This is a genomic window from Streptomyces sp. NPDC041191 (assembly GCF_055591945.1).
This window is the reverse complement of the sequence record NZ_JBVIZC010000007.1, coordinates 63608-76406: the sequence shown is the minus strand read 5'-3', so window position 1 is coordinate 76406 and position 12799 is coordinate 63608. Positions and strand designations below refer to the sequence as shown.

Genomic DNA, 12799 nt, shown 5'->3' with positions numbered 1-12799 from the left:
GAACGATGTCCCCGCACGACCCCTCGGCCCTGTCCACGCCCCCGGCCCCGGCCGACCCCCAGGAGCGGACCGCCCCCGCCGGGCGAACCGGGCGGGCGGTCCGGTCATGGCTCCCGTTCCCGCTGTACCTCCTGGCGTTCCTGACCGTCTACCTCCTCGCGGTCTGCACCCCGTTCGGCCAGCGCGTCGAGAACGCCCTGCTCACCGGCGACGACGGCGCCGCCCCCGCCTGGATCTACGACCTGTCGGGAGCGGCCTACGGCTCGGCGGCCCTGCCGCCCCTCGAACACACCGCCGTCCCCACCCTGATCGCCGGACTCGTCGTCATCGCGGCCGTCGCCGCACTGCGCGGGCGCCGGCGGCAGGGATGCGTGGCGGTCGGCGCCGTCGCGGCCACGATCCTCACCAAGGAACTCGCCTGCCGCGTCCTGCCCCGCCCCGACCTGATCGGCGCGGACGACCTCCTCGTCGAGCCGAGCTTCCCCAGCGGCCACGCGGCCGTCCCCGCCGCACTGGTCCTCGGCGTCCTCCTCGTCGCCTCCCCCCGCGTCCGCCCCCACGTCCTCGCCGTCGGCTCCCTCTGGTTCGCCGTGACCGCCGCCGCCGTCCAGGCCACGTACCACCACCGGCCCGGCGACGTCCTCGGCTCCACCCTCCTCGCCTGCGCCTGGTACGCCCTCGCGACCCGTCTGCTGCCCCCGGCCGAGGCAGCGGTCCCCGTGCCGTACGCGCGCGTCCTGCCGGCGGTCGCCGTGGCCCTGTCGGCGGTCGGCGCGCTCCTCGCCGGAGCGCGCGACGACTCCCTCGTACAGTCGCTGTCCTTCGCCGCGTCGGCCTTCCTGTGCGTGCTCCTGCTCCGGTTCGCCGCGACGCGGGGCCTCGCGTCCGCCGCCGGCGACCGGACTCCCCCGCACACCGCGTGACTCGCACCCGCACCCGCGGAACGCCCGGCCGGACCCCTCCCGGCCGGGCGTTCCGCGTCCCCGGCACCGGCACCGGCACTTCACGGAAGAACGGGGCGTCCGCCGGACGGCCGCTCGCGCTCGCCGACTCAGGCGAGGTGCTTGCCGAAGAACTCGGCCAGCTTGGCGACGGCGGGGGTCACGTACTGGTCGCGGTCGTACAGGTCGACGTGGGTGGCGCCCTCGACGAGGAACAGCTCGGCGTTGCCGGGGCTGTCGGCGACGGCCTTCTCGGAGAACCCGCGGGTCACCGCCTCGGTGCCGGCGATCATGAGCAGCGGGCGGGGCGCGATCTTGGCGACGTCGGCGAAGGAGTCGAACTGGTCGAGGAGGTCCGCGCTGCGCACGACCATGTCTCCGGTGGAGCGCGGGTGCTTGCCGCGGGGCGTCTTGTAGTAGTCGACGAACTCGGCCGTCGGGGCGGGGGTGTCGGCATCGGCCGTCTCCGGCAGCACGGCGAAGGTCGCCGCGGGCTCGCCGGCGGCTTCGGCGCTGCGGAGGTTTCCGGAGTTCGCCACCATCCGCTGCCAGCCCTCGGGGTCGGCGCCGCGGAAGAAGCTGGGGACATCGGTCCCGGAGACGCCGGCCACGGCCTTCATCCGGTGGTCGGTCTGGGCGGCGTAGGGCACGTAGGCGCCCGAGCCGCACACGCCCATCACACCGATGCGCTCGGAGTCGATCTCGGGGCGGGTGGTGAGGTAGGAGACCGCCGCGCGGAAGTCCTCGGCGCGCTGGAAGGGGTCCTCCAGACCGCGGGGCATGCCCTCGGACTCGCCCTGGAAGGCGGCGTCGAAGGTCAGGACGGCGAACCCCTCCTGGACCAGGCGCGTGGCGTACGCCGCCGGCGCCTGCTCCTTGACGCCGGTCGTGGGGTGGCCGACGACGACCGCGGCGAACGGGCCGTCACCGTCCTCGGGAAGGTAGAGGTGGCCGGCGAGCTGCAGGCCGTTGGTCGGGAAGCGGACGTCAGTCCTCATTTTCTGCTCCTGGGGGTCGTGACCGGCCGGCGATCTGCGGGCCTGTGTCCACTGTCCGGCCGGTGGCCGGGGCCCGGGAAGGTCGTGTCGCTTCCTAGGAAGGATCCTTCCCAGGCAGGGGCCCTGCCCCGGTGCCATGCTGGAGGAATGAATGGTTCCGCGCATCTCCGTGAGCTCGGTGAGTTCCTCAGGCACCGCCGTGGTGAGCTCACGCCGGCGCAGGTCGGGCTTCCCGAGCGAACGCACACCCAGCGCCGTGTGCGGGGACTGCGCCGCGAGGAGGTGGCCGAGCTCGCCGCGATCAGCACCGACTACTACGTACGCATCGAGCAGGGCCGGCTGGCACCGTCGCCGCCGGTGCTCGACTCCCTCGTGCGGGAGCTGCGGCTGGACGGCGACCAGAGGACGTACGCGGAAGGTCTGGTCGACCAGGCCGCGCGGGCCGGACACCGCAGGGCGCCGCGCCGGTCCGTCCGCCCCGGGGTCCACCCGCACCTGACCCGGCTGCTCGGCCAGCTCACCGGTACGCCCGCCATCGTCTTCGGCCCGCGCCTCGACATCCTCGCGTGGAACCCACTGGCGGCGGAGCTGCTGCGCGACTTCGCGGCCGTGCCCGAGTCCGGGCGCAACTACGTCCGCATGGTCTTCACCGACCCGGTGATGCGCGACATCTACCCGGAGTGGGAAGACGTGGCCCGCACGTGCGTCGAAGTCCTGCGGATGGAAGCCGGAACGAATCCGACCGATCCGGCCCTCACCGCCCTCGTGGGCGAGCTGGCCGTCGCCGATCGGCAGTTCCGGGTCTGGTGGGCCGAGCACCGCGTCGCGCACCAGGACTTCGGCAGCAAACGCATCAGACACTCCGTCGTCGGCGATCTCACCCTCGACTGGGACACCTTCCGCTACGCCGGCGCACCGGAACAGCAACTCGTGCTCTGGTCGGCCGAACCCGGCACCCCGGACGCGGAACGACTGGCCGATCTGGCCCGCGGCACGGCCCGGAGCCCGCGACCTTCGTGAGCACGGATCAACCCGGCCTCCGGCCGCCCCGTACGCACCACGGGCCGAGCCCGAGCGCCCGAACGGAGTTCCCGACCCGGGAGATCAGTCCCGCCGGGCGAAGTCGAAGAGCTGGCCGGCGGCGTCCGGTGCGCAGGGGGCCTGGGCGAGACGGGCCCAGGCCGCCGCACGATCGCCGACGACGGTGACGCAGCTTCCGGGGGGCGCGGAGCCGGCCGGGACGATCCGGTAGCCCTCGACGGGGGTGCCGTACGGCTCCAGGGCGAACTCCTCGACCCGGGTGGGGTCGCCGCACTCGGAGTCCTCGTAGGCCGCGCCGGGCACGCGACCGCCGGAGGGTATGCCGGAACAGCCGGGACCGTAGTCGGGGTGGTGGGTGACGATCCGCCACCGGCCGCCACCGGTCGGCGCGAGCGAGTAGAGCGGCACGTTCGCGGCCTCGCACGGCACCTGGTGGACCTGGCCGGTGCGGACGCCGCGCCGCTCGCCGAGGCAGAAGCCGGTGCCGACCACCCGGACGCGCACGTCGCCCGCGGCGGGGGCGGTGGGGGTGCGGGGCGACTCCGTGCGGCCGTCCCGCAGGAAGGCGACGACGCTGACGCCGGCGAGCACGAGGGCGGTGACCGCGACCGCCGGGACGAAGAGACGCCGCGACCACGACCGGGCTTCCGGCCCGCCGGCGAGGGCCTCGGCGGCGGGAGCGGACCGGCGGGGCGGAGGGGCGGGAGGGGCGACGGCGGAGACGCCGCCGGCGGGAGGGGCCGGGACGGGGCGGTCCGCGGCGGACACGAAGGGGCCGGGCCTTCCCGGGGCGGCGTGTGCGGTCGGGTCGGGCTCCTCCGGGGCCGCGTCCGGCCGGACCGGGCCCGTCACCCCCGGGCCCGTCACCGGAACCGAATCCGTACCCGCGTCGGCGTCCGGCGGCCCGTACCCCTTCCGCTCCGCGAGGCCCCTCCGCGCCGCCCGCCACTCCTCCGGCGCGGTCGGCCCGGCCCCGCACGCGCGGACGAAGGCGACCAGGAGTTCTTCGCGGGGCAGGCTCGTGCGGGCCAGCATGTTCGCCACCGTGGAGCGGGGCAGGACGTCACCGACCGCCTCCGCGCGCGCCGAGAGCTCGCGGTAGGTCAGGCCGGACCAGTCCTTGAGCTCCTGGAGCCGCGCGAGGAATTCGGCGGGGGTCCGGGCCCCCCGCGGGTCAGGGGCGTGCTCCCCCGGCGTCATCCGTGCCTCCCCTTCCGCCGGACAGGTTGGGGACATGTCCGGGACAGACCCCAAGCCTTGTTGATCGCGCGCCGGGGCTCAAGAGTGGAACCCGGCATTTCCAGGAAGGTGCCGGACACGGGGAAGCGGCCCCGACCGTCCACGGGGGGACGGTCGGGGCCGCTCGGCCGTACGGTTCCGGGCCCCGGGCCCGGGGCCGCGTTCCGGTTCCGGGCCCGGGGCCGCGTTCCGGTTCCGGGCCCGGGGCCGCGTTCCGGTTCCGGGCCCGGGACCGCGTTCCGGTTCCGGGCCCGGGACCGCGCTCCGGTTCTGGTTCCGGTCTAGAAGACCGACTCCGCCTCCCGCATGCGGTCCGCCGGGACCCGCTTGAGCTGGGTCACGGCCTCCGCCAGCGGCACCATCTCGATGTCCGTGCCGCGCAGCGCCGTCATCCGTCCGAAGTCGCCGCGGTGCGCCGCCTCCACGGCGTGCCAGCCGAAGCGGGTCGCGAGCACCCGGTCGTACGGGGTCGGCGTGCCGCCGCGCTGGACGTGGCCGAGGATGACGGGGCGGGCCTCCTTGCCGAGGCGCCGCTCCAGCTCGACGGCGAGCTGGTTGCCGATGCCCTGGAAGCGCTCGTGGCCGAACTGGTCGATCTCGCCCTTCGCGTAGTCCATCGACCCCTCGGCCGGGTGCGCGCCCTCGGCGACGCAGATGACGGCGAACTTCTTGCCGCGCGCGAAGCGCTCCTCGACCATCTTGACGAGGTCGTCGACCTGGAAGGGCCGCTCGGGCAGGCAGATGCCGTGCGCGCCGCCGGCCATGCCGGACTCCAGGGCGATCCACCCGGCGTGGCGGCCCATCACCTCGACGACCATCACCCGCTGGTGGGACTCGGCGGTGGTCTTGAGGCGGTCCATGGCCTCGGTGGCGACGCCGACGGCGGTGTCGAAGCCGAAGGTGCGGTCCGTGGAGGAGATGTCGTTGTCGATCGTCTTCGGGACGCCGACGACCGGCATGCCGGCGTCGGAGAGCATCCGGGCGGCGGTCAGGGTGCCCTCGCCGCCGATCGGGATGAGGACGTCGATGCCGTACTGGCGGGCCAGGTCGGGGGCGGTCTCGGCGGCCTCGCGCAGGCGGTTGCGCTCCAGGCGCGCCGAGCCGAGAATGGTGCCGCCACGGGCCAGGATGCCGCTGACGGCGTTCAGGTCGAGGGGGCGGAAGTGGCCGTCGAGGAGTCCCTTGAACCCGTCCTCGAAGCCGATGACCTCGTCGCCGTGGCCGGTCAGCGCCCGGTGCACGACCGACCGGATCACTGCGTTCAGGCCGGGGCAGTCGCCGCCTGCGGTGAGAACTCCGATGCGCATCGTGCTGTGTCTCCTGCTCGGTCGCGGTCCTTGTGAGCCACGTCGATTCTCCCACGCCACGCCTGACGGGCGTGCTCGCCGCCGTTCCGCGCGTCCCTTCCGGCACCTCCGCGAAGGCCCTCGGGCCCGGGTTTCCGGCCCTTTCGTCCGGCGGGCGGCTTAACCAGTCCCGGGGGTATTGTCAAGGGGGTGACAACGCTCTGTCGGAGGCTTTCCGGTCACATCCGGTTGACGCGAGGTGTGGACGCGGAGACCGGTGGAAAGGCGGGAGGACCGGAAGACCCAAGGACCGGAGGACCGGAGGACCGGAGGACCGACGGACCGACCGACGGACCGACGCACGGATCGACGCACGGGCCGAGAAGGCGGCGCGAGGACACCGCCCGGCCCCTTCCGCAGGACTGGACAGGAGACCACGGCGTGACGCGCAGCGTGTACGTGACCGGGATCGACCGCGGTGACGGCCGCCAGGTCGTCGAGCTGGGAGTCATGGAACTCCTCACCCGCCAGGTGGACAGGGTGGGGGTGTTCCGCCCGCTGGTGCACGACGGACCCGACCGGCTCTTCGACCTGCTGCGCGTCCGCTACCGGCTCTCCCAGGACGCCTCGACGGTCCACGGCATGGACTACCGGGAGGCGTCCGCGCTCCAGGCCGAGCGGGGCACCGACGAGCTGGTCTCCGAGCTGGTCGACCGGTTCCACGCCGTCGCCCGCGACTACGAGGTCGTCCTCGTCCTGGGCACCGACTACGCCGCCACCCAGCTCCCCGACGAACTGGCCCTCAACGCCCGGCTCGCCAACGAGTTCGGCGCCTCCGTCATCCCGGTGGTCGGCGGCAAGGGCCAGACGGCGGAGTCCGTGCGGTCCGAGGCCCGCAACGCCTTCCGGGCGTACGACGGACTCGGCTGCGACGTGCTCGCGATGGTGGTCAACCGGGTGGCGGCCGAGGACCGGGAGGCGATCGCGGAGCGGCTGTCCGCCCGGCTGCCCGTGCCCTGCTACGTCCTGCCGGACGAGCCGGCCCTGGCGGCGCCCACCGTCGCCCAGATCACCCACGCCCTCGGCGGCACCGTCGTCCTCGGGGACGACGCCGGGCTCGCCCGGGACGCCCTGGACTTCGTCTTCGGCGGGGCGATGCTGCCGAACTTCCTCAAGGCGCTGACCCCGGGCTGCCTGGTCGTCACCCCCGGGGACCGGGCCGACCTGGTCGTGGGCGCGCTCGCCGCGCACTCGGCCGGCACCCCGCCGATAGCCGGCGTGCTGCTCACCCTGAACGAGCGGCCCGGCGAGGAGATCCTGACCCTGGCGGCCCGCCTCGCGCCGGGCACCCCGGTCGTCTCGGTCACCGGGAACAGCTTCCCGACCGCCGCCGAACTCTTCGCGCTGGAGGGCAAGCTGAACGCCGCCACCCCTCGCAAGGCGGAGACCGCCGTGGGTCTGTTCGAACGGCACGTGGACACCGCCGACCTGCTCAAGCGGGTCTCGGTGGCCCGCAGCGGCCGGGTCACCCCGATGATGTTCGAGCACGAACTGCTGGAGCAGGCGCGGGCCGACCGGCGCCGGGTGGTGCTCCCGGAGGGGACCGAGGAGCGGGTGCTGCGCGCCGCCGACGTGCTGCTGCGCCGGGACGTGTGCGAACTGACCCTGCTCGGCGACGTCGACGCCATCCGCAAGAAGGCCGCGGACCTGGGCATCGCGCTGGGCGGGACCCAGCTGATCGACCCGCGGACCTCGGAGCTGCGGGACGCGTTCGCGGAGCGGTACGCGGCGCTGCGCGCCCACAAGGGCGTCACCGCGGAGCTGGCGTACGACGTGGTGTCGGACGTGAACTACTTCGGCACCCTGATGGTCGAGGAGGGCCTGGCCGACGGCATGGTGTCCGGCTCGGTGCACTCCACGGCCGCGACGATCCGGCCCGCCTTCGAGATCATCAAGACGAAGCCGGAGGCGTCGATCGTCTCGTCGGTCTTCTTCATGTGCCTCGCGGACAGGGTCCTGGTGTACGGCGACTGCGCGGTCAACCCGGACCCGGACGCCGCGCAGCTCGCGGACATCGCCGTCCAGTCGGCGGCCACGGCGGCCCGCTTCGGCGTGGAGCCGAGGATCGCGATGCTCTCGTACTCCACGGGCACCTCGGGCTCCGGCGCCGACGTCGACAAGGTGCGGGAGGCGACCGCGCGCGTCCGGAAGGCGCGTCCGGAGCTGCGGATCGAGGGGCCCATCCAGTACGACGCGGCCGTGGAGCCCTCGGTCGCGGCGACGAAGCTGCCGGGCTCGGAGGTGGCGGGGCAGGCGACCGTACTCGTCTTCCCCGACCTGAACACCGGCAACAACACGTACAAGGCCGTGCAGCGCTCGGCCGGCGCCGTGGCCGTCGGGCCGGTCCTCCAGGGGCTGCGCAAGCCGGTGAACGACCTCTCGCGCGGCGCCCTCGTCAGCGACATCGTCAACACGGTCGCCATCACGGCGATCCAGTCCCAGGGTCAGGAGCTTCCCGCATGACCTCCCGTCCGTCCTCCGCCGCCCCCACCCGTGTGCTGGTGCTCAACTCCGGTTCCTCGTCGCTGAAGTACCAGCTCCTCGACATGCGCGACGAGAGCCGCCCGGCGCAGGGCCTCGTGGAGCGGATCGGCGAGGAGACCTCGCGGTTCGTGCACACGCCGCCCGGCGGGGACGGGGAGAGGCGCGAGCGCAACGGCCCGATCCCGGACCACTCGGCCGCGCTGAAGGCGGTCGCCGAGGAGCTGGCGGCGGACGGGCTGGGCCTGGACTCCCCCGAACTGGCGGTGATCGGGCACCGGGTGGTGCACGGCGGGCTGCGGTTCACCGAGCCGACGGTGATCGACGGCGAGGTGCTGGCGGAGATCGAGCGGCTCGTCCCGGTGGCGCCGCTGCACAACCCGGCGAACCTGGTCGGCATCCGTACGGCGATGGCGCTGCGCCCCGACCTTCCGCAGGTGGCGGTCTTCGACACCGCCTTCCACCGCACGATGCCGGAGTCGGCGGCGCGGTACGCGATCGACGTGGAGACCGCGGACGCGCACCGCATCCGGCGGTACGGCTTCCACGGCACCTCGCACGCGTACGTCTCGCGGAAGGCGGCGGAGCTGCTGGGCAAGGAGCCGGAGGAGGTGAACGTGATCGTGCTGCACCTGGGCAACGGGGCCTCCGCCTCGGCGGTGCGGGGCGGCCGGTGCGTGGACACCTCGATGGGGCTGACGCCCCTGGAGGGCCTGGTCATGGGCACCCGTTCGGGCGACATCGACCCGGCGGTCACCTTCCACCTGCGGCGGGTGGCGGGGATGTCGGCGGACGAGATCGACGTCCTGCTGAACAAGAGGTCCGGTCTGGTCGGGCTCTGCGGCGACAACGACATGCGGGAGATCCGCCGCCGGATCGACGCGGGAGACGAGCGGGCGGCGCTCGCCTTCGACGTCTACGTCCACCGCCTGAAGAAGTACATCGGCGCGTACTACGCGGTGCTCGGCCGGGTGGACGCGGTGGTGTTCACGGCGGGGGTCGGGGAGAACGCGGCCCCGGTGCGGCAGGCGGCGATCGCGGGTCTGGAGGAGCTGGGCCTCGCGGTGGACGCGGACCTCAACGCCGCGCGTTCCGGTGGGGCGCGGATCATCTCGCCGGAGTACGCGCGGGTGGCGGTCGCCGTGGTGCCGACGGACGAGGAGCTGGAGATCGCGCGCCAGAGCTACGCGCTGGTGCGGAACCCGCTCGACGGAGGCCCGGAGGGCTCGAACGAGTGATCGCCTGAGCGCTCCTCCGCCCATATGTACTTTCCGCCAACCGGAATATTCCGCAGCGAAACAAACCGATAGGATTCGCCTCATGCGCCGTTCCAAAATCGTCTGCACGCTGGGCCCCGCCGTCGACTCGTATGAGCAGCTGAAGGCTCTCATCGAGGCCGGCATGAACGTGGCCCGATTCAACTTCAGCCACGGCTCCCAGGCAGAACACCAGGAGCGGTACGACCGCGTCCGGCAGGTCGCCGCGGACACCGGGCGCGCCGTCGGCGTCCTGGCCGACCTCCAGGGCCCGAAAATCCGCCTGGAGACCTTCGCCGAGGGACCGGTCGAGCTGGTGCGCGGTGACGAGTTCACCATCACCACCGAGGACGTCCCGGGCGACAAGTCGATCTGCGGCACCACGTACAAGGGGCTGCCCGGCGACGTCTCCAAGGGCGACCAGATCCTCATCAACGACGGCAACGTCGAGCTGCGGGTGACCGAGGTCGAGGGGCCCCGGGTCCGGACCATCGTCATCGAGGGCGGCGTCGTCTCCGACCACAAGGGCATCAACCTGCCGGGCGCGGCCGTCAACGTCCCCGCCCTGTCCGAGAAGGACGTGGACGACCTCCGCTTCGCCCTGCGGATGGGCTGCGACATGGTCGCCCTGTCGTTCGTGCGCGACGCCAACGACGTCAAGGACGTCCACAAGGTGATGGACGAGGAGGGCCGCCGGGTCCCCGTCATCGCCAAGGTGGAGAAGCCGCAGGCCGTCGAGAACATGGAGGCCGTCGTCGCGGCCTTCGACGCGGTCATGGTGGCCCGCGGCGACCTCGCCGTGGAGTACCCGCTGGAGAAGGTCCCGATGGTGCAGAAGCGCCTGGTGGAACTCTGCCGCCGGAACGCCAAGCCGGTCATCGTCGCCACCCAGATGATGGAGTCGATGATCACCAACTCGCGCCCGACCCGCGCCGAGGCGAGCGACGTCGCCAACGCGATCCTGGACGGCGCGGACGCGGTCATGCTGTCGGCCGAGTCCTCGGTCGGCGCGTACCCGATCGAGACCGTCAAGACGATGTCGAAGATCGTCGCGGCGGCCGAGGAGGAGCTGCTCTCCAAGGGCCTCCAGCCCCTGGTCCCGGGCAAGAAGCCCCGCACCCAGGGCGGTTCGGTCGCCCGCGCGGCCTGTGAGATCGCGGACTTCCTGGGCGGCGAGGCGCTCGTCGCCTTCACCCAGTCCGGCGACACGGCCCGCCGCCTCTCCCGCTATCGCGTCCAGCAGCCCATCCTCGCCTTCACGACGGACGAGAACACCCGCAACCAGCTCACCCTGAGCTGGGGCGTCGAGTCCTACGTCGTCCCGCACGTGGACACCACGGACGCGATGGTCGACCTGGTGGACGCCGAACTCCTCAAGCTCCAGCGCTACAACGAGGGCGACCTCATGGTCATCACGGCCGGCTCGCCCCCCGGCGTCCCGGGCACCACGAACATGGTCCGGGTCCACCACCTGGGCGGCGGCGAGCGCGACTGACGCGCCCCCGCACGCGGCGAGGCCCCCGTCCTGTTCAGGACGGGGGCCTCGCCGCGTGCGGCTCCCGGAGCGGTACGGGGGTCAGTCGGGCTCGATCGTGTTGCGGAGGCCCGGGACCCTGAGGGTGCCGCCGAACTGGCCGGCCTGCTTGAGCTTGACGTCGGTGAACCAGACGTACGAGACGTCCAGCGGGGGCGGGGTCTCCGGGCTGAAGGTGATCGGGAGGAAGGGGATGCCGAAGATCTTGCCCTTCAGCTCCTCCGTGTACATCGTGACCTTGCCGTCGGTGATGGTCGACTCCGAGCCCTTCCTGGAACGGACGTGGCCCGTACGGCCCTCGGAGTGGACCGTCAGCTGGTGCAGGTCCTCGATCTGCACCTTGGTGGCGGTGAACTTCAGGACCTTCTTGGTCTTGCCGCCGTAGGTCCTCACCTCGACGATGCCGTGGTACTTCAGGCCCGAGAGCGTGAGCAGCGAGCTCTCCAGGCGCCACGGATCGTCCGGGAGCAGCGGGATGCCGGGCTCCAGGTCGGCGTCCGCGAGCGCCTTCGCGTCGTGTTCCGGGCACGGGTAGCGGGGCTTGGCGCCCTCGGGTATGTCCTCGTCCTTCTTGGCGTCGAGGCCCTTGACGTCCTCCGGCAGCTCCGCGACCCCGACGCCCGCCTTCTCGGCGGCCTCGCGGATCGCGGCCTTCGTCTTCTCGGCGGCCGGGTCGGCGGTCGGCCTCGGATCCGTGGCGGTCTTCGGCGCGGTGGTCGCCTCCGGTGCGACGGACGCGGGCGGCTTCTCGTCGGCCGTGGCCGGCGCGGCCGGGGTCCGGGTGGCCGGGGCCGTCGTCGCGGGCGCCGCCGTGGTCGGCGTGGCCTTCGGCTTCGACGGGTCCAGCACGCCGAAGAGGTCCTTCAGGGCGTCGCCCACGCCCAGCGGGTCCAGCGGGTTCCTGGACCTGGCCGGGGAGGGGGTCGCCGTGGGCGTCGGTGTCGCGGTGGGCGCGGCGGTGGCCTTCGCCTCCTCCTGCGCACGCTGCCCGGTCGTCCGTCCGGCCGCCGTCGCGGCGTCCGTCGCGGTCGGCGCCGGCGTCGCGGGGGCGGACGGGGCGCCTGTGGGAGCGGTGGTCGCGCTCGCCGAGGGGGTGGCCGTCGGCTGGGCGCTCTTCGTGGGCTTCGGCTTCTCCGTCGCCTCCGGCGTGGGCTCGTCCGAGCGCGACACGCACGGGGCGGACGCGAAGGGGGCCTCGTCGTCGGCGAGGGCGAGCTTGGGCGTGAGGCCCATGCCCACGAACACCGCGGTCGGCATGGCGGCCAGCGCCATCGCCTTGCCCGCGGGGCCCTGTATGCGGTTCAGCAGCGTCTTGCGCGGGGCCGCGTGTCGCGGGCCCCCCTTCACGAGCGCCGGCTGGGACTCGTCACCCCGCACTGTTCCTCCCGCCCTTGGCGTCGATCGTCGTTTCGGTGGCGTGGTGCTCCGCCTCGCGCTGTTCCGGGACGCCGGCCGTGACCGGCACGGTCCGGGTCTCGGCATCGGTCTCGTCCGGAATCCCGGACGGGTCGTCCGCCTCGACTCCCGTGTCCTTGCCGACCGGGGGCGCGGGCGCCCAGGCGGTGGACATGGCGCCTCCGATCATGGAGAGCAGGAACCCGATGACGAAACCACCGAAGTTCGAGACCGGGAGAGAGACGAGCGCCAGAACGATCGCCGCCACGCCCGCGAACACCCGGACGACGGGCTGGAACCACATGGTCAGGCCGAGGGTGATGAGCAGGACGCCGATGATCAACGCACCCGCTCCGGCGGTCGTGGCCATCGCGAGGGTCATGTTCCCGAGCCGCAGGTCACCGTACGGGAGGTAGGCGATCGGTACGCCGCCCAACATGGTGAGCAGACCGGCCCAGAAAGGACGGTTGCCCCGCCAGGCGCGGAAACGCTGTCGGGTCGTGACTCCGCGGGAAGCAGTGGATTCGGCGCTCATGGAAACAGCTCCCTGGAAGCGGTCTTGCTGAGA

Annotated in this window: 10 protein-coding genes; 5 read left to right on the top strand and 5 right to left on the bottom strand. The window is 73.0% G+C overall.

Annotated features, from left to right (window positions below; translation table 11 throughout):
* Positions 1 to 5 precede the first annotated feature (5 nt).
* On the top strand, positions 6 to 923 hold the full coding sequence (locus ACZ6AQ_RS15590) for a phosphatase PAP2 family protein (protein ID WP_468760283.1): 918 nt from the start codon (positions 6 to 8) through the stop codon (positions 921 to 923).
* Positions 924 to 1051: 128 nt separating this feature from the next.
* On the opposite strand, the gene ACZ6AQ_RS15585 is transcribed toward ACZ6AQ_RS15590, so the two are convergent.
* On the bottom strand, positions 1052 to 1939 hold the full coding sequence (locus tag ACZ6AQ_RS15585) for an alpha/beta hydrolase (protein WP_468760282.1): 888 nt from the start codon (positions 1937 to 1939) through the stop codon (positions 1052 to 1054).
* A 147-nt stretch (positions 1940 to 2086) separates the two neighbouring features.
* Here ACZ6AQ_RS15585 and ACZ6AQ_RS15580 point away from each other — a divergent pair, with 147 nt between their 5' ends.
* The gene (locus ACZ6AQ_RS15580; RefSeq protein WP_468760281.1) at positions 2087 to 2959 is read left to right on the top strand and encodes a helix-turn-helix domain-containing protein; all 873 of its coding nucleotides are present in this window, start codon (positions 2087 to 2089) and stop codon (positions 2957 to 2959) included.
* A gap of 84 nt (positions 2960 to 3043) precedes the next feature.
* Here the strand turns inward: ACZ6AQ_RS15580 and ACZ6AQ_RS15575 are convergent, their stop codons facing one another.
* Positions 3044 to 4180: a helix-turn-helix domain-containing protein gene (locus tag ACZ6AQ_RS15575; RefSeq protein WP_468760280.1), complete on the bottom strand. Its 1137-nt coding sequence runs from the start codon at positions 4178 to 4180 to the stop codon at positions 3044 to 3046.
* Positions 4181 to 4500: 320 nt separating this feature from the next.
* On the bottom strand, positions 4501 to 5526 hold the full coding sequence (locus ACZ6AQ_RS15570; protein WP_388689056.1) for an ATP-dependent 6-phosphofructokinase: 1026 nt from the start codon (positions 5524 to 5526) through the stop codon (positions 4501 to 4503).
* A gap of 420 nt (positions 5527 to 5946) precedes the next feature.
* Between ACZ6AQ_RS15570 and pta the strand changes: the two genes are divergently transcribed.
* The 3 genes from pta (at position 5947) to pyk (ending at position 10797) form a co-directional block, all read left to right on the top strand.
* Positions 5947 to 8028: a phosphate acetyltransferase gene (pta, locus tag ACZ6AQ_RS15565; protein ID WP_468760279.1), complete on the top strand. Its 2082-nt coding sequence runs from the start codon at positions 5947 to 5949 to the stop codon at positions 8026 to 8028.
* Positions 8025 to 9284 (top strand): acetate kinase, encoded by a 1260-nt coding sequence (locus tag ACZ6AQ_RS15560; protein ID WP_468760278.1) that lies wholly within the window; start codon positions 8025 to 8027, stop codon positions 9282 to 9284. Before pta ends, ACZ6AQ_RS15560 begins: the two co-directional genes overlap by 4 nt.
* An 82-nt stretch (positions 9285 to 9366) precedes the next feature.
* On the top strand, positions 9367 to 10797 hold the full coding sequence (pyk, locus tag ACZ6AQ_RS15555) for a pyruvate kinase (protein ID WP_468760277.1): 1431 nt from the start codon (positions 9367 to 9369) through the stop codon (positions 10795 to 10797).
* Positions 10798 to 10878: 81 nt separating this feature from the next.
* On the opposite strand, the gene ACZ6AQ_RS15550 is transcribed toward pyk, so the two are convergent.
* Both ACZ6AQ_RS15550 and ACZ6AQ_RS15545 read right to left on the bottom strand, forming a co-directional pair.
* The gene (locus ACZ6AQ_RS15550) at positions 10879 to 12213 is read right to left on the bottom strand and encodes a hypothetical protein (RefSeq protein WP_468760276.1); all 1335 of its coding nucleotides are present in this window, start codon (positions 12211 to 12213) and stop codon (positions 10879 to 10881) included.
* On the bottom strand, positions 12203 to 12766 hold the full coding sequence (locus ACZ6AQ_RS15545) for a DUF6114 domain-containing protein (protein WP_468760275.1): 564 nt from the start codon (positions 12764 to 12766) through the stop codon (positions 12203 to 12205). The genes ACZ6AQ_RS15550 and ACZ6AQ_RS15545 overlap by 11 nt, the downstream gene beginning before the upstream one ends.
* Positions 12767 to 12799 lie beyond the last annotated feature (33 nt).

Bases quoted from the DNA above. Each gene is read 5' to 3' on its own strand.
- ACZ6AQ_RS15590 (WP_468760283.1), top strand. From the start codon at position 6: ATGTCCCCGCACGACCCCTCGGCCCTGTCCACGCCCCCGGCCCCGGCC.
- ACZ6AQ_RS15585 (WP_468760282.1), bottom strand. From the start codon at position 1,939: ATGAGGACTGACGTCCGCTTCCCGACCAACGGCCTGCAGCTCGCCGGC.
- ACZ6AQ_RS15580 (WP_468760281.1), top strand. From the start codon at position 2,087: ATGAATGGTTCCGCGCATCTCCGTGAGCTCGGTGAGTTCCTCAGGCAC.
- ACZ6AQ_RS15575 (WP_468760280.1), bottom strand. From the start codon at position 4,180: ATGACGCCGGGGGAGCACGCCCCTGACCCGCGGGGGGCCCGGACCCCC.
- ACZ6AQ_RS15570 (WP_388689056.1), bottom strand. From the start codon at position 5,526: ATGCGCATCGGAGTTCTCACCGCAGGCGGCGACTGCCCCGGCCTGAAC.
- ACZ6AQ_RS15560 (WP_468760278.1), top strand. From the start codon at position 8,025: ATGACCTCCCGTCCGTCCTCCGCCGCCCCCACCCGTGTGCTGGTGCTC.
- pyk (WP_468760277.1), top strand. From the start codon at position 9,367: ATGCGCCGTTCCAAAATCGTCTGCACGCTGGGCCCCGCCGTCGACTCG.
- ACZ6AQ_RS15545 (WP_468760275.1), bottom strand. From the start codon at position 12,766: ATGAGCGCCGAATCCACTGCTTCCCGCGGAGTCACGACCCGACAGCGT.